Annotated in this window: 13 protein-coding genes; 10 read left to right on the plus strand and 3 right to left on the minus strand. The window is 37.3% G+C overall.

Annotated elements, in window-relative coordinates; translation table 11 throughout:
• Positions 1–41: 41 nt before the first annotated feature.
• The 10 genes from pyc (at position 42) to DS031_RS10940 (ending at position 12,854) form a co-directional block, all read left to right on the plus strand.
• Positions 42–3,491, plus strand: a complete 3,450-nt coding sequence (gene pyc / locus DS031_RS10895; RefSeq protein ID WP_113806111.1) for a pyruvate carboxylase — start codon at positions 42–44, stop codon at positions 3,489–3,491.
• Between the two features lie 169 nt (positions 3,492–3,660).
• A complete protein-coding gene (gene dinG, locus DS031_RS10900) occupies positions 3,661–6,468 on the plus strand; it encodes an ATP-dependent DNA helicase DinG (RefSeq protein WP_245947359.1) in 2,808 nt (935 codons plus the stop codon).
• Between the two features lie 71 nt (positions 6,469–6,539).
• The gene (locus tag DS031_RS10905; protein WP_113806113.1) at positions 6,540–7,370 is read left to right on the plus strand and encodes a ComEC/Rec2 family competence protein; all 831 of its coding nucleotides are present in this window, start codon (positions 6,540–6,542) and stop codon (positions 7,368–7,370) included.
• A 194-nt stretch (positions 7,371–7,564) separates the two neighbouring features.
• Complete coding sequence (locus tag DS031_RS10910) at positions 7,565–7,735, plus strand: YpmA family protein (RefSeq protein ID WP_113806114.1); 171 nt, start codon at positions 7,565–7,567, stop codon at positions 7,733–7,735.
• Positions 7,736–7,744: 9 nt separating this feature from the next.
• Positions 7,745–8,236 (plus strand): cell wall elongation regulator TseB-like domain-containing protein, encoded by a 492-nt coding sequence (locus DS031_RS10915; RefSeq protein ID WP_113806115.1) that lies wholly within the window; start codon positions 7,745–7,747, stop codon positions 8,234–8,236.
• A gap of 42 nt (positions 8,237–8,278) precedes the next feature.
• Positions 8,279–9,466, plus strand: a complete 1,188-nt coding sequence (locus DS031_RS10920) for a pyridoxal phosphate-dependent aminotransferase (RefSeq protein WP_113806116.1) — start codon at positions 8,279–8,281, stop codon at positions 9,464–9,466.
• 82 nt (positions 9,467–9,548) lie between these two features.
• A complete protein-coding gene (gene asnS, locus DS031_RS10925) occupies positions 9,549–10,841 on the plus strand; it encodes an asparagine--tRNA ligase (protein ID WP_113806117.1) in 1,293 nt (430 codons plus the stop codon).
• 111 nt (positions 10,842–10,952) lie between these two features.
• The gene (locus tag DS031_RS10930) at positions 10,953–11,654 is read left to right on the plus strand and encodes a DnaD domain-containing protein (RefSeq protein ID WP_113806118.1); all 702 of its coding nucleotides are present in this window, start codon (positions 10,953–10,955) and stop codon (positions 11,652–11,654) included.
• Between the two features lie 14 nt (positions 11,655–11,668).
• Positions 11,669–12,334, plus strand: a complete 666-nt coding sequence (nth, locus tag DS031_RS10935; protein ID WP_113806119.1) for an endonuclease III — start codon at positions 11,669–11,671, stop codon at positions 12,332–12,334.
• Entirely contained in the window at positions 12,318–12,854 is a 537-nt protein-coding gene (locus DS031_RS10940) for a YpoC family protein (protein ID WP_113806120.1), read from the plus strand. Before nth ends, DS031_RS10940 begins: the two co-directional genes overlap by 17 nt.
• 36 nt (positions 12,855–12,890) lie before the next feature.
• On the opposite strand, the gene DS031_RS10945 is transcribed toward DS031_RS10940, so the two are convergent.
• From DS031_RS10945 to DS031_RS10955, 3 genes are all read right to left on the minus strand, one after another.
• Complete coding sequence (locus DS031_RS10945; protein ID WP_113806121.1) at positions 12,891–15,560, minus strand: PBP1A family penicillin-binding protein; 2,670 nt, start codon at positions 15,558–15,560, stop codon at positions 12,891–12,893.
• 117 nt (positions 15,561–15,677) lie between these two features.
• Entirely contained in the window at positions 15,678–16,289 is a 612-nt protein-coding gene (gene recU / locus DS031_RS10950) for a Holliday junction resolvase RecU (protein WP_113806122.1), read from the minus strand.
• Positions 16,290–16,454: 165 nt separating this feature from the next.
• Positions 16,455–16,700 (minus strand): glutaredoxin family protein, encoded by a 246-nt coding sequence (locus DS031_RS10955; protein WP_113806123.1) that lies wholly within the window; start codon positions 16,698–16,700, stop codon positions 16,455–16,457.
• Positions 16,701–16,725: the final 25 nt, after the last annotated feature.

Consider the following 16,725-nt stretch of genomic DNA (forward strand, 5'->3'; position numbering starts at 1 on the left):
ATATTATAAGCAATAATATGGAAGATGAAGGAGGAGATTGTATGACAGCACAAAAGACAATAAATAAAGTCCTTGTTGCAAACCGCGGTGAAATTGCGATTCGTGTATTTCGTGCGTGTACAGAGCTTAATATTCGTACGGTTGCGATTTATTCAAAAGAAGATGCAGGCGCTTATCATCGCTATAAAGCAGATGAAGCATATTTAATTGGAGAAGGGAAAAAGCCGATTGATGCCTATTTAGACATTGAAGGGATTATTGAAATTGCAAAACGTCACGAAATTGATGCGATTCATCCTGGTTATGGTTTTTTATCTGAAAATACGCAATTTGCAAAGCGTTGTGAAGAAGAGGGTATTACGTTTATTGGACCAAAGTCCGAACATCTCGTTATGTTTGGAGATAAAGTAAAAGCACGTACAGAAGCGATCAAAGCAGAGATTCCAGTCATTCCTGGAACAGATGGTCCTGTAGAAAGTTTAGAAGAAGTAAAACAGTTTGCCGATAATCATGGTTATCCAATCATTATTAAAGCTTCATTAGGAGGCGGTGGTCGAGGTATGAGAATCGTTCGTTCGCAAGAAGCATTAAAAGAGGCTTATGAACGAGCGAAGTCTGAAGCAAAAGCAGCGTTTGGCGGAGACGACGTGTATGTTGAGAAGTTTGTCGAAAATCCAAAACATATTGAAGTGCAAATTTTAGCTGATCATCATGGAAATACCGTTCACCTTTATGAGCGTGATTGCTCGGTGCAGCGGCGTCACCAAAAAGTGGTCGAAGTGGCACCAAGTGTTTCGCTAACGAATGAACTAAGAGAAGAGATTTGTGAAGCGGCTGTTCGTCTCGCGAAAAATGTAGACTATTTAAATGCCGGCACCGTTGAATTTCTTGTAACCCCAGACAATAAATTTTATTTTATTGAGGTCAATCCAAGGGTGCAGGTCGAACATACGATTACAGAGATGATTACAGGAATTGATATTGTACAGTCGCAAATTTTAATTGCGGCAGGTTACCACTTACACAAAGCACCGCTCTCAGTACCAAAACAAGAAAAAATTTATACACATGGATTTGCGATTCAGTCGCGTGTTACAACAGAAGATCCCAGCAATAACTTTATGCCCGATACAGGAAAAATTATGGCCTACCGAAGCGGCGGTGGATTTGGTGTACGTCTAGACGCAGGAAATGGCTTTCAAGGCTCTGTGATTACGCCTTACTATGATTCACTGCTTGTGAAAGTTTCAACATGGGCACTAACGTTTGATCAAGCGGCCTCAAAAATGTTAAGAAACTTGCGAGAGTTTCGAATTCGCGGCATTAAAACAAATATTTCATTTCTCGAAAATGTTGTTAAACACCAAGACTTTTTGTCAGGACGGTATGACACGTCGTTTATTGATACAACACCAGAGCTTTTTGTTTTTCCGAAGCGAAAAGACCGCGGTACAAAAATGCTTACATATATTGGAACGACCACGGTGAATGGCTTCCCAGGACTCGAAAAGAAAAAGAAACCAGCCTATCCGAAACGAAGAATTCCAAAGATTAAACAAACTGATTCAATGCCGTCAGGAACAAAACAAATTCTTGATGAAAAAGGTGCAGAGGGACTTACTGCATGGGTAAAAGAACAAAAGAAAGTACTATTAACGGATACAACGTTCCGTGATGGTCATCAATCGCTGCTTGCTACACGCGTTCGAACTCATGATTTAAAGCAAATTGCCGAACCAACAGCCCGCATGCTTCCAAATCTTTTTTCAATGGAAATGTGGGGCGGAGCAACTTTTGATGTGGCGATGCGCTTTTTAAACGAAAATCCGTGGGACCGTTTGTTAAAGCTAAGAGAACAGGTGCCAAATCATTTATTTCAAATGCTTCTCCGCGCTTCAAATGCGGTTGGCTATAAAAATTATCCCGACAACGTTATTAATGAATTTGTTCAGCGTTCTGCAGAAGCAGGCATAGATGTCTTCCGTATTTTTGACAGCTTGAACTGGGTTGACGGCATGAAGCTTGCAATTGAAAGTGTAAGAGAATCCGGAAAAGTTGCCGAAGCTTCAATGTGCTATACAGGGGACATTTTAGATGCTGGACGTACGAAATACAGTTTAGCTTATTACAAAAATTTAGCAAAAGAACTTCAAGATTCTGGGGCCCATATTTTAGGTATTAAAGATATGGCCGGTCTTTTAAAACCGCAGGCCGCTTATGAATTAATTTCAACGTTAAAAGGAACAATTGATATACCAATTCATCTTCATACTCATGACACAAGCGGCAATGGTATTTACACGTATGCAAAAGCTGTTGAAGCAGGGGTGGATATTGTCGATGTGGCGGTAAGCTCAATGGCCGGTCTTACTTCACAGCCGAGTGCCAACACGCTTTATTACGCGCTCCAAGGCTCTGAACGTCAGCCGGATGTAAGGATTGAAGCGCTTGAAGAGCTTTCTCATTATTGGGAAGACACAAGAAAATATTATGCAGGCTTTGAAAGCGGCATGAATGCGCCGCATACAGAAGTGTATGAGCATGAAATGCCGGGCGGTCAATACAGCAATCTGCAGCAGCAGGCAAAAGGAGTAGGACTTGGCGAGCGTTGGGATGAAGTCAAACGAATGTACCGCCGTGTGAATGATTTATTTGGTGATGTTGTAAAAGTAACGCCATCCTCAAAAATCGTCGGCGATATGGCTCTTTATATGGTGCAAAATAATCTGACAGAAGATGATATTTATGAAAAAGGCGCTTCATTAGATTTTCCGGATTCTGTTGTAGAGTTTTTCCAAGGCTATTTGGGACAGCCGTATCAAGGGTTCCCGAAAGAACTGCAGCAAATTATTTTAAAGGGAAAAGAAGCCATTACAACACGTCCTGGAGAGTTATTAGAGCCTATTAACTTTCATGAATTAAAAGAAACGCTGTACGGAAAACTTGATCGTCAAGTAACAAGTCATGATTTACTTTCCTATGCGCTGTATCCAAAAGTGTATATGGACTTCATTGAATTACATGAACAGTTTGGTGATTTGTCTGTTCTTGATACGCCAACATTTTTCTATGGCATGCGCTTAGGAGAAGAAATTGAAATAGAAATTGAAACAGGCAAAACATTAATTGTGAAATTAGTTTCAATTGGACAACCTCAGCTTGATGGCACGCGCGTTGTTTATTTTGAATTAAATGGTCAGCCTCGTGAAGTGTTTATAAAAGACTTAAATATTAAAACAACAGTTAACGCAAAGCAAAAGGCGGATAAAGGAAATCCAGATCATATCGGGGCTTCTATGCCGGGTACTGTCATTAAAGTTATTGCAGAAAAAGGCGAACAGGTGAAAAAAGGTGATCATTTAATGATTACAGAAGCGATGAAAATGGAAACAACTGTTCAAGCACCATTTGATGGAACAGTGAAAGAAATTTATGTATCAAATGGTGAAGCGATTCAAACAGGCGATTTATTAATTGAGGTAACAAAATAAACATAAGAGAGGTTGACTCTAATAGTCAACCTCTCTTATGTTTATCTTTAACTTTCTATTCATTTCATGATAAAGTGAGTGAGAGAGTTGTAAATGTAGATAGATTCACCTTAAGAATTTAGCATTACAACACGATGGCCGCAAGTTAAGTTGAGGGTAGATATTAGAGGTGACAATTTTGGGAAATAGATATGTCGTAATTGATTTTGAAACAACAGGAAATTCACCAATGAAAGACCGTGTAATTCAAGTGGGAGCAGTGCTGATTGAAGACGATAAAATTGTTGAGCGTTTTTCAAGTTATGTAAATCCGCAGCTTCCAATTCCTCCATTTGTTCAGCAGTTAACAGGAATAAGCGATGAAGATGTCCAGAAAGCGCCAATTTTTGATGACATTGCTCCTGATTTATGGAAATTGCTTGATGGTTCGTATTTTGTGGCTCATAATGTTCCGTTTGATTTAGCATTTCTACAAGAGGAATTAGCGAACAGCGGCTATTTGGAATTTAAAGGACCAAGTATTGATACAGTGGAGCTGTCTCGAATGCTTTTGCCTCATATTGAAAGTTATAAATTAAATCAGCTGGCAGAATATTTAGATATTGAACACGAAAACCCACATCGCGCTGATAGTGATGCAGAAGTGACGGCAAGACTGCTTTTGTTTCTGCTTAATAAGATAAATACTTTGCCATTATTAACGCTGCAAAATCTTGAACCGTTAGTGAGACAGCTAAAAAGTGATGTGGAAGGGATTTTTCGAGCAGAAATTCAAGCAAAATTAAAAAGTTTACTTAAGGAAGAGGATAATGTTGACTTATTTCGTCAATTTGCATTTAAAAAACAGATTGAGCTTAAAGAAGATTATTCATCTGTTCCTTCTTTTCAAGACCTAAAGGAAAGTATTCTTCAAACACTTTCATCTTCTATGAAATATTATGAAGCAAGAAAAGGTCAGGTAGAAATGATGGATGCTGTTGATGAAGCTCTCGATGCTCATCAGCATTTGCTCGTGGAAGCTGGAACCGGCACAGGGAAATCACTTGCCTATTTACTGCCGAGTATTGTCTATGGAAAAAAAGAAGGACGGCCTATGGTTATAAGTACCCATACTGTTCAACTGCAGGAGCAGCTTTTAGATCGAGATATTCCTCTTTTAAATGAACTTCTTCCATTTGAGTTAAATGCCGCTGTCTTAAAAGGACGAAATCATTATTTATGTATGCGTAAATTTGAGCAGCACTTATCTCAAACCGTTGAGCAAAATTATGATACGATTTTAACAAAAGCTCAGCTGCTCGTTTGGCTTGTTGAGACAGATTTTGGGGATGTGGAAGAACTAAATTTACCTTCGGGAGGAAAGCTGTTATGGGAAGATGTTAAAAGCGATGTTCGTTCATGCTTAAATCATAAATGTCCCTTTTTCTCACGATGCTTTTATCATCGTGCAAAACGAAAAGCACAGCAGGCAGATGTTGTGATTACAAATCATTCGCTTCTTTTTACAGATTTAGTAAATCGAAATCAGCTTCTTCCAGCTTATAAGGAAGTAGTGATTGATGAAGCCCATCACCTTGAAGAAGTAGGGGGAAATTATTTTGGCGTTCAAACAGATTACTTTTCTTTTCACCAGCTCCTAGATCGCATAGGAGATAGTGCGGACAATGGTCTTTTTTCTAAAGCAGCAAAACTATGTGAAGAAATCGAGTCATCTATTTCAAAAGCGGATATTAAACGCATTGATGAAGCATTAAAAAATGTGCTTGTAGAAGGCAGTGATCTCTTTCGGATGCTGCATACTTTTGTAAGCAGAAAACATAAAAAGTCACCAACTGAAATTGGACGAGTCTCTTTGCGAATAGATGAAGAAATTGAAAAAAACAAGCTGTGGGCAAGTATTTTAGAAACAACTGCTCGTGTTACATCGCAGCTAAAAGATCTTGCAAATTTATTAAGCGAAGTGAACAAAGCGTTACGAGAAAAAGAAGAGCACCTCTCATTAAAACAAAGTGGTTTGCTTGTCGATTATGAAGGAATGATTCAAACAGTTTTAGAACAGCACGATAAGTTAGATTATCTTCTTCTTAACCGGCATGTTGATGAGGTTATGTGGCTTGAAGCAGAAATAAAAGGGCCGCGCAATGCCGTTTACATTTTTAGTAAGCCAATTGAAATCGCTGATAAACTTGCCGATTCATTTTTTTCAAAAAAGAATAGTGTGGTGTTAACATCAGCTACCTTAACCGTCAATGAGAACTTTGATTATATAATAGAACATCTTGGTTTAGAAGACTTTGTGCCGATCACAAAAACGATTCCCTCGCCTTTTCATTATGAAAACCAGGCAAAACTAATGATTCCAACAGATTTTCCGTTAATAAAAGATGTCAAACAAGAAGAATTTGTGGAAGAGGCTGCACAATCGATTTATCAAATTGCGAACGTTACAAATGGACGAATGCTTGTTTTATTTACTTCCTATGAAATGCTTCGTGCTGTTTATAAGCGGGTAAAAGAATTAACAGAAAAATTTATTTTAATTGGTCAGGGAGTTGACAGCGGGAGCCGGGCGAAGCTTACAAAAAACTTTAAACAGTTTGATAAAGCAATTTTATTTGGAACGAGCAGTTTTTGGGAAGGAGTCGACATCCCTGGTGAAGATTTAAGTTGTTTAGTAATTGTAAGACTGCCATTTTCACCACCCGATCACCCAATTCTTGCAGCAAAAAGTGAAAAACTTGCAAACAATGGTGGAAATCCTTTTATGGATTTATCACTTCCTCAAGCGGTGATTCGCTTTAAACAAGGATTTGGGCGGCTTGTTCGTACTCAATCGGATCGCGGTGTTGTCTTTGTGTTAGACCGTAGAATTATTTCCACACGCTATGGAAAAATGTTTCGCCAGTCACTGCCGGCTGTTCCAATTATGAAAGGACCTCTTTATGAACTGCTTGATGAACTAAGAGGATGGTTGTGATAACTCTTTAAAAAAGTACGCAAACTAAGTCTGTAAATAGCAGCAAGAAGTGCGGAAGGAGTTACTCAATTATGAAGCTTCTTATCTTGGCCGTTCTATTTTTTGGAGGTGTTTCCCCTGCGATACCTGCTGAGCTTTCAAAAATACAGGTTAAACTTTCAGAACAGGAAGTCGCATTTAATTTCTTTGATTTGTCTAATGGAGAAGCACTGTTAATTCAAACAGGTAAGGGAGAGACTGGATTAATTAATACCGGATCTTCCTCGTCTGAAGAAGAACTGTTTAAACGGTTAGAACTTTATCATCTTAAAGAAATTGATTACATGGTTTTAACTGACAGCAGTGAACTGTATGCCGGGAATGTAGAGGAAGTAGCTGCAAAATATCATCCGAAAAAAATTTATGCAGCGAAAGCAATTCAAAAAAAACTGGCCGCTGTTCAATCATTGTCAGTTCCCTTTTTAGAACTAGAAGAGGGAAAAGAATATGAAGTAAACCCGGGACTTTTCATCCGAGTTTTATATGTACCTGACGAAGGAGCATTAACGTTTTCCTTTTCTTATGGGGATCACAGGATTCTTTATATGGGAAAAACCGATTTTTTAGTCGAAAAGCAATTAATGAAGCAATACCCATTAAAGTCAGCTGTTTTAAAAGTGGGTCACTTTGGTCATGAAAGCGGCACAAGTCAAGAACTGCTTGAAACAGTCGACCCACATGCTGCTGTTATTTTTAAACAAAAAAAGGGATGGGCTAGTGATCAAGTAATGGAAAGGCTTCAAGAGGGCTGGATCGATATTTATCAACCATACAAATTAGGAACAATTATGATAAAGTGTGATGAAAAGTTTTATAAAGTGATTACGATTCCAATCGATGAAAGAGACTTTTCAACAATATAGAAAAACTTATAAAAAAGTTACTTCTCCTCTTGCAAAAAACTGCAAGATGATTGAAAATAATAATATCGTTTTGAAAAGTGCAGTTGAGATTTATCACAGGTAAAAACTAAAAAACCTGTATCATTTCTGATACAGGTTTTTTAGTAAAAGAAATGGTTGGAACATATAGGTATGAATTGAAAGGAATGTTTATGTTGGAAAAGAAGATTGAAGTACTTTCAACGGTTAAGATAGAAAAAGTAATTGATTTATATAAAGTCGTTGATCTATTGAATCGCACGTTAAAACATGAAGATTTAATGTTTGGGTTAGCATTGGATAAAGAAGATGAAGAGAAAATGGTTTTTACCATTTACCGCACATAAGGTGATACAATGAAAAAAGCAGTATTCGTTCTTGCTGTTATTACGGCAATTGTAATTTGGCAAGGTGTTTCGTTTTACAGTGAGGTTACCTCTGCAAATGCAGGTTTGGAACAAAAAGCCGCTGCAAAGGCGAAAGAATTATTCCATATAAAGACTATTTCAAAGGTTAGTTTTTATCATGGGTCAAATTCCTATCAAGTTGTTCAAGGTAAGAATGAGCAGGAGGAAGAAATCATTGCTTGGATTTCGACAAATCCTAAAATTGAACCTTTTTCAAGAAAGGCATCAGCAGGGGTTACAAAAAAACAAGTAAAGGAACTAATTGATAAAAAAGTTGACTATAAAAAAATTATTGATATTCGACTTGGTGCAGAAAATAAAGTGCCGCTTTGGGAAGTAACCTACATTGATCAAGAAGATCGTTACAGTTTTTATTATGTCGCATTTAAAGATGGGGCGTATTTGAATAAAAAATATAACCTAAAACGAGAAACACACTAAATTTAGTGTATCTATAATGATGAGATATGAGGAGGAAAAAAGATGAAATTATCAACACGTGTTTCAGCGTTAACACCATCTACTACACTTGCTATTACAGCAAAAGCAAAAGAACTTCGTGCACAAGGTCATGATGTCATTGGCTTAGGAGCAGGAGAGCCAGATTTTAATACACCACAGCATATTATTGATGCAGCCGTACAGTCAATGAATGAAGGGCATACAAAATATACACCAGCCGGCGGTTTAGCAGAGTTAAAGCAAAGCATTATTGAAAAATTTAAAAACGATCAAGACATTACATATCAGCCGAACGAAATTATTGTATGTACAGGAGCAAAACATGCGCTGTACACATTATTTCAAGTGCTGCTTGATGAAGGCGATGAAGTGGTTATTCCAACTCCCTATTGGGTCAGTTATCCGGAACAAGTGAAACTTGCCGGCGGGAACCCTGTTTATATTGAAGGAAAAGAAAGCAATGATTTTAAAATTACGCCAGAACAAGTAGAAGCAGCTGTATCAGAGAAAACAAAAGCAATCATCATTAATTCTCCAAGCAACCCAACAGGCTCTCTTTATTCTGCGGAAGAACTACAAAAGCTAGGAGATGTTTGTTTAAAGCATGATCTTTTAATTGTTTCAGACGAAATTTATGAAAAGCTTATTTATGGTGATGCAAAACATGTATCAATTGCACAGCTTTCAAATAAATTAAAAGAGCAAACCATTATTATTAACGGGGTTTCAAAATCTCACTCGATGACAGGCTGGCGCATTGGCTATGCGGCAGGAAATGCTGAAATCGTCAAAGCAATGACAAACTTAGCAAGCCACAGCACATCAAACCCAACATCACTAGCACAATACGGAGCCATTGCAGCATATGATGGAACACAAGAGCCTGTAGAAACAATGAGACAAGCATTTGAAGAGCGTTTAAATAAAGTATATGAGCAGCTTATAAATATTCCGGGGTTCTCTTGTGTAAAGCCCAAAGGAGCATTTTATTTATTTCCAAATGTAAAAGAAGCAGCTGAAAAAACAGGCTATTCAAATGTAGACGAGTTTGTCAAAGCACTGCTGGATGAGGAAAAAGTAGCGCTTGTGCCAGGTTCAGGCTTTGGTGCACCTGATAATGTCCGTCTTTCCTATGCAACATCTCTTGAGTTAATTGAAGAAGCCTTAACACGTGTTGAACGTTTTGTAAAAAGCAAAGTAAATGCGTAACTAACTTTTATAAATTTGTATATTATTATAATAATTGTTATGATAATGACTGTGTTTAAGTTAGTTAGTTGGAGGGAACAGTGTGAAAACAACGATTTCTCAAGTGAGTCAGCATGTTGAAGAAACAGTAACAATTGGCGCGTGGATTGCAAACAAGCGATCCAGCGGGAAAATTCAATTTCTGCAGCTGCGTGACGGCACCGGATTTATTCAAGGTGTAATGGTAAAAAAAGAAGTAAGCGAAGAAGCATGGACAGCAGCTAAAGACCTTACACAGGAATCAGCTGTAACAGTAACAGGAATTGTTCGAGCCGATGAGCGCTCTCCATCAGGCTTTGAATTAACAGTTATAAATGTTGATGTTATTAGTGAATCAGTTGATTATCCGATTACACCAAAGGAACATGGCACAGAGTTTTTAATGGACAATCGGCACCTTTGGATTCGTTCAAAGAAACAGCATGCTATTTTACGGATTCGAAATGAACTTATTCGTGCCACATATGAATTTTTTAATGACAATGGGTTTACAAAAGTGGATCCGCCGATTTTGACAGGAAGCTCGGCAGAAGGAACAACCTCACTTTTTCATACAAAATACTTTGATGAAGACGCTTATCTTTCACAAAGCGGACAATTATATATGGAAGCAGCTGCCATGGCGTTTGGACGAGTCTTCTCATTCGGTCCAACATTTCGTGCTGAAAAATCGAAAACACGTCGTCATTTAATTGAATTTTGGATGATTGAACCTGAAATGGCATTTGTCGATCATGAAGAAAGTTTAGAAATTCAAGAACAGTATGTCTCTTATATGGTACAATCTGTCCTGAAAAATTGTAAGCTTGAATTAAAAACATTAAATCGTGATCTTTCAAAACTCGAAAACGTCAAAGCGCCATTTCCACGTATCTCTTATGATAAAGCAATTGAAATGCTGAAAGAAAAAGGCTTTGATGATATTGAATGGGGAGAAGACTTTGGAGCTCCTCATGAAACGGCGATTGCCGAAAGTTTTGATAAGCCGGTATTTATCACAAATTATCCAAAAGATATTAAAGCATTTTATATGAAGCCGGATCCAAACCGTGATGATGTTGTTCTTTGTGCGGATTTAATTGCGCCTGAAGGATATGGTGAGATCATTGGCGGCAGCCAGCGGATTGACGATTATGAATTAATGAAACAGCGTTATGAAGAACATAACCTATCTGAAGAAGCATATAAATGGTATTTAGAATTACGTAAATTTGGCTCTGTTCCACATTCCGGGTTTGGTTTAGGTCTGGAGCGAACAGTGGCATGGATTAGTGGAGCGGAACATGTCCGTGAAACAATTCCATTCCCGCGTCTTTTAAATCGTTTATATCCTTAAGAAAAAGCAATACACAACTAGAGAACACCCCCCCTTTATGAGAAGGGGGGGTGTTATTCCTAGCATAGCTTCATGATTAACATGATATAATAAAGCCGAGGTGTTACCTGAATGAATAAATCACATATGTTAAGATGGTTGAACGAAGGCTCGGTATCGATTCCCAAAATGTTATTTCAGTATTATAAACGGGTAGGAATAACCGAAGAGGAATGTATGCTTCTTTTACAAGTGTATACATTTGCAGAAAGTGGTAATTATTTTCCAACTCCTGAAGAACTTGCTGAGCGAATGACATATTCCTCAGAAACGTGCATGGAAATTCTGCGCCGTCTTATGCAAAAAGGGGTATTAACGATTGATGAGCATCAAGATATGGAAAAAGGATATTATTCTGAAACCTATTCTCTTTTAGCGCTTTGGGAAAAGCTGCTGTTAGTAAGTGAACCAAAACAAGAAAAAAATGTTTTATCAACAGAGACGAATTTGTATTCAATTTTTGAAACAGAGTTTGGACGTCCATTGTCTCCAATTGAATGTGAAACATTAGCAATGTGGATTGATCAAGATCAGCATCCTTCTTCATTAATTCAAGCCGCATTAAAAGAAGGTGTTTTATCAGGAAAAATGAATTTTCGTTATATTGATCGTATTTTATTTGAATGGAAAAAGAACGGCATTCAAACAGTCGAGCAGGCAAGGGAATATGGAGAAAAATTTCGGAAATACCAATCACGAACAAAAAGCAGCAGTGATCCAGAACCTAAAAAGAAAGTCACCTATCCGTTTTACAATTGGCTAGAACAATCATAAAGGAATGATTACTTGTGTTAACAAAGAAACAAATTCGTGAAGTTTTAGATACGATGGGTGAAATGTTTCCAGAAGCACATTGTGAACTACATCACTCTAATCCATTCGAATTAATGATTGCTGTATTATTATCCGCACAATGTACAGATGCGTTAGTAAATAAGGTAACGCCGGGGTTATTTAAAAAATATAACACACCTGAAGATTTTTTAGCTGTTCCGCTTGAAGAATTACAAGAAGATATAAAGAAAATTGGCTTATATCGGAATAAAGCAAAAAATATTCAAAAATTATCACGAATGTTAATTGAAGAATATAGTGGGGAAATTCCAAAAGATCGAGATGAGTTAACACGATTTCCAGGTGTAGGGAGAAAAACGGCGAATGTCATTGTTTCTGTCGCTTTCAATATTCCTGCTATTGCTGTTGATACACATGTTGAACGGGTCAGCAAAAGACTTGGTATTTGCAGATGGAAAGATACCGTATTACAAGTAGAGGAAACCTTAATGAAAAAAGTACCAGAAGAAGAGTGGTCAGTAACACATCATCGGATGATCTTTTTTGGTCGTTATCACTGTAAGGCTAAAAGTCCGCAATGTGAAGTTTGTCCGCTGTTAGATATTTGTCGGGAAGGACAAAAGCGAATGAAGGTGCTCGCAAATGGCAAGGCAAAATAAATTAAAGGTTATTTCTATACCAGAAGAATTTACACACCCCTTCTTTTTTGAAGAACAATCAGCTTTACAATATGAGGAACTCCCTCTAGGAACGCAATCATTAAAAACGAACTTATTTATTTATGATATTTTCTTTTTTAAGAATCTGCCATTAGCTTATTTGCCATGGAATGAGGATAAAACATTACTTTATGACATATTTGATGATTGGCAAAAAGCGAGTAAAGAGATGGCGGAATTATTTCGGAAGCGTGATCGTAAAAATGCAAAAAAGCCAATGATTGAATGGATTGGTTTATTTATAGAAGTTCTATACTGGTGTAATAACTTGCCTGTTCCACCGCTTAAGAATTGGCGAAAAGAAGAAATAGACCAGCTCGAGATAAAGCCTGTAAATGCAGTGGAAAGAATTGAATTTTTATTTCAACATCCTGATTATTATCATGCTTATATTCAATTAAATGAGTTGTTTTTAGAGCTGAGAAAAAAATATTATAAAGCCTTTCTATTAAAAAAATAACGTCCCCCTGAAATAAAATTCAGGGGGACGTTATTTTTATTGGGTGAGTGGTTCAGCTGGTTTATTTTCTGTTGGATTGTTGTTATTTTGCCCATTAACAGGAGCAGAATCTGGATTTGAAGAGGTATCTTCATCTTTTTCTTTTTTGTTATCAGGATTCTTTTGTTCTTCTTTATTGTTTTCAGATTTATCCTCTTCTTTTTCCTTGTTGTCGTCTTCATCTGTATCCGGTGCTTTCTCTTCGTTTTCGCTCGTTTCATCATCTTCCACATTTTTCTCTTCATCAAGCGGATTAGGAATATCTTCTTCTTCCTCCATCTTCTCATCCTCAGGTATTGTCACTTGAGCTGAAACAGCAGGACTTTCTATTCCTGTGGAAGCTTCTACAGCACTTACTTGGAATTGATACGTTTTTCCCTTTTCAACATTTGAAATCGTTAAAGACATATCAGCAGTTTCTGAAATGGTTTGGTAGCCACCGTTTTCGATCGATTGTTTAATTCTAAAGCTTGCTTCTGTATTTCCAGGATAAGACCATGTCAATGTAATGGTATTTGATTCAGCATTATAATTTGCTGCTAAATTTGATGGCGTATCAGGTTGATCAAATCTTTTTGAAACTTTATTTGGTTCATGGCCCCGGACGAATAATTCTGATACAATTTGTCCGCTAGGTGTATATTCACTAGGAAGAAGGTTGGTTCCTCGTTCCACGCCAATACGTACAACAGAATTTGGTTGTTTAAAGTCTGGTGTATTTTGATTTTTTGAAACATAAGAGATGAGTTGTTTAAAAATTTCTTTTGAAATATCATCTCCGCCATTGCTGTAGCGAACAAAATCCTCTTGAGTTGTCTTATTATATCCAGTCCAGATCGCAGCGGTATAGTTTGTTGTATAACCAGCAAACCAAGCATCTTTTACACCGCTGTTCTGCAGGGCAGCTGAATAATTGTCAGGTAAATTTGTTGTTCCTGTTTTACCTGCAACATCAAGTCCAGAAATATTGGCTTGTGTACCTGTTCCACTATCAACAACTGTTCTAAGCATATCGGTTATCATATATGCGGTGTAATCACTCATTGCTGCTGTTGGTTCAGGTTCTAAATTAATCACTCTGCCGTCAGGAAATTCAATTTTTCTAATTGTATGCGGTGTGTTATAAACGCCTTCATTACCAAAAGCAGCATAAGCTCCAGCAAGTTCTAGTGGAGTAATTCCTGTTTCAAAGCCGCCAATCGCATAAGAAGGATAAATTGTATCAAGGTGGATGCCAAGGTTATCAGCAAACTCTTTTGCACGCTCTTCACCAACTTCTAAAAAAGCATTCACAGCAGGTACGTTGTAAGACCATTCAAGCGCTTTACGCATTGTAACGGTTCCGCGATGTTTCCCATCCCAGTTCTGGATTTGCGAGCCATTTACGACAAGTGGTTGGTCTTTAAGAATCTCACCTGTTGACCATTTAAAATCTTCAATTGCAGGGCCATAATCTAAAATTGGCTTAATCGTTGAACCCGGCTGGCGGCCGCTGTCAGGAAGAGCGGGGTTTGGAATCGCAAAGTTAATGCGGTTTGCACTTTCTTCATCTTTGTTTCGCCCGCCGCCTATTGCTCGAATCGCACCTGTTTGGGTATCTAATAATGTAACCCCAGCTTCAAACCGATCATCAGGATACGAAATATAGGTATCTGTTTTTAATAATGTTTCTACATAATCTTGAGCATCTGTATCAATAGTTGTGTAGATCTTTAATCCGCCTTCATAAAGATCTTTTTGCGTTACGCCATCAATTTGTTCAATTTCTACTGCAAGCTGATCCATAAATGCTTCATATGCAGGCTGTTCATCTGTTTGTTGATGAACCATTTCAGCAACTGGAATCGCTTTTGCTTCTGCTGCTTGATCTGCTGTAATGAATCCATGTTTTTCCATTAAAGAAATAACAGTATTTCGTCGTTCTTCTGCTGCTTCAGGATTTTTAAATGGATCATAATAGCTTGGGCGCTGCGGTAAGCCTGCTAGTAATGCAGCCTCCGCTATTGTAATCTCATCTTCCTCAATGGACTTTTGGAAGTATGTTTCCGCTGCTGTTTTTACGCCGTATGCTCGATTGGCAAAATAAATTTTGTTTAAATACATTTCTAAAATTTGATCTTTTGAATAATTTTGTTCCAGCTTAAGCGATAAATAAGCTTCTTGTACTTTACGAGAAAGTGATTTTTCAGGTGATAAAAAAGAATTCTTTACAACTTGCTGGGTAATCGTACTTGCACCTTCAGCACCAAAACCTTCTTGGAAGTTTGCAAGAACAGCTCCACCAATCCGCTTTAAGTCAATTCCAAAGTGGTCATAAAAACGAACATCCTCTGTTGCAATAAAGGCATCTTTTACAACATCCGGTACGTCTTGGATCTTGACCTTTTCACGATGTTCAACACCTGATTTGCTCATGAATTCCTCATCATTCATATCAAAAAGTGTGGAAGACTGCGGATCTTCGAGCAATGCAGGATCTAAGTTTGGCGCGCCTTGAACCATTGAAAAAACGGTAATTCCGCCACCAATCCCACTTAATAAAATTAAAAATAAAAATATAACCAATATTTTTTTAAAAAGCCCTTGGTTTTTTGATTTCTTTTTTTTCTTTCCATCTTGCTTTTGTGATTTTTTACGCTCTTGGCGTGACTGATATTCTCGAGTCATTGTGTTGCTCCTACCTTTCGTTCGTAACCTATTTCAAAAAGGTGAAAATTGTTAATAATTAAAACATAACATCTGTTCGCTACTAGTATTCGAAATAGCCGAATGTTTTATGGGTGATTAATTTTTTGTTTCATTGAAATAAATTTTATCAACAATTCCAATATAGTCAATCCTTGGATGTAATCCAATTTTAATAAGCATGCCGGTTTGTTCAATAAATGATTTTGGAATCGATTTTCGACCACCTTTTAATTGTTGGTCCCAATAATGAAAAAGGTGACTGCAGTCCAATAAATACACTTCATCATAAAGAGAGAAGCGAACAATGACAAAACATATGCCGTTTTGTGCTTTAACATGCTTCATATGGTCAATTTGGTGAGCATGAAAGTTATTTAACGGAAAGGATTGCTTATTTTTTGTTTCTTTTGCTTCAAAATCAATATATCTTCCCCGATATACACCGTTGTAATCCGTTGTTGAAGCTTGTTTAAAATAGGCTTCTTTAATAACCGCTGCACTTCGTTTTGGATAATCTACTTTTACAATTTGTAAAGGGGTAGGCTTTTTATGAATAACAGCAATGCCTTGTGATAAATAATAAGTATTAGTATAATTGAGATCTTCTTCAAGAGTCATCCCGCGGTTTGCGTATTGATGGCTTTTACTAGAAGACGTTACTGGTTGTTTGGGTATATAAGATTTTCCATTTGGATAACGAATTGTCATTGAAGTCACCTGCCTTGTTTTGGAATAACAATATTCATTGTACATGAAATAGAGTAAAGAAAGATGATACAAATGTTGCAATTTAATACTATTTTTAAAATGAAAAAGCTATTTAAGCATTTTGCTCAAATAGCCTAAGCACATTATAAAGTACTATTTATTATATTAAAGTCCCAACAAAGAAGAAAGCTTTTCCTGATTAAATCCCATCACAACTTCTTTTGAAGCATTTCCTTCAATGACTGTGACAGGAGTTTGGCTTGCTCCAAGTTCAATCGCTTCATTCATATAAGCAGCATTTTTTCGAATATCACGTTCTTCAAAATCGATATTGTGTTCTTTTAACCATTCTTTTTCTGCATGACAAGGTCCGCATGTTTCCTGGGTATAAATAATCACTTTTTTATCCATAAACGTTCCTCCTTTTGTCCACCAA

The sequence above is a fragment of the Bacillus taeanensis genome, assembly GCF_003318295.1.
GTDB lineage: Bacteria > Bacillota > Bacilli > Bacillales > UBA6769 > Maribacillus > Maribacillus taeanensis.

Bases quoted from the DNA above. Each gene is read 5' to 3' on its own strand.
- DS031_RS10920 (WP_113806116.1), top strand. From the start codon at position 8,279: ATGAAATTATCAACACGTGTTTCAGCGTTAACACCATCTACTACACTT.
- DS031_RS10940 (WP_113806120.1), top strand. From the start codon at position 12,318: ATGGCAAGGCAAAATAAATTAAAGGTTATTTCTATACCAGAAGAATTT.
- recU (WP_113806122.1), bottom strand. From the start codon at position 16,289: ATGACAATTCGTTATCCAAATGGAAAATCTTATATACCCAAACAACCA.
- DS031_RS10930 (WP_113806118.1), top strand. From the start codon at position 10,953: ATGAATAAATCACATATGTTAAGATGGTTGAACGAAGGCTCGGTATCG.
- pyc (WP_113806111.1), top strand. From the start codon at position 42: ATGACAGCACAAAAGACAATAAATAAAGTCCTTGTTGCAAACCGCGGT.
- DS031_RS10945 (WP_113806121.1), bottom strand. From the start codon at position 15,560: ATGACTCGAGAATATCAGTCACGCCAAGAGCGTAAAAAATCACAAAAG.
- DS031_RS10955 (WP_113806123.1), bottom strand. From the start codon at position 16,700: ATGGATAAAAAAGTGATTATTTATACCCAGGAAACATGCGGACCTTGT.
- DS031_RS10905 (WP_113806113.1), top strand. From the start codon at position 6,540: ATGAAGCTTCTTATCTTGGCCGTTCTATTTTTTGGAGGTGTTTCCCCT.
- DS031_RS10915 (WP_113806115.1), top strand. From the start codon at position 7,745: ATGAAAAAAGCAGTATTCGTTCTTGCTGTTATTACGGCAATTGTAATT.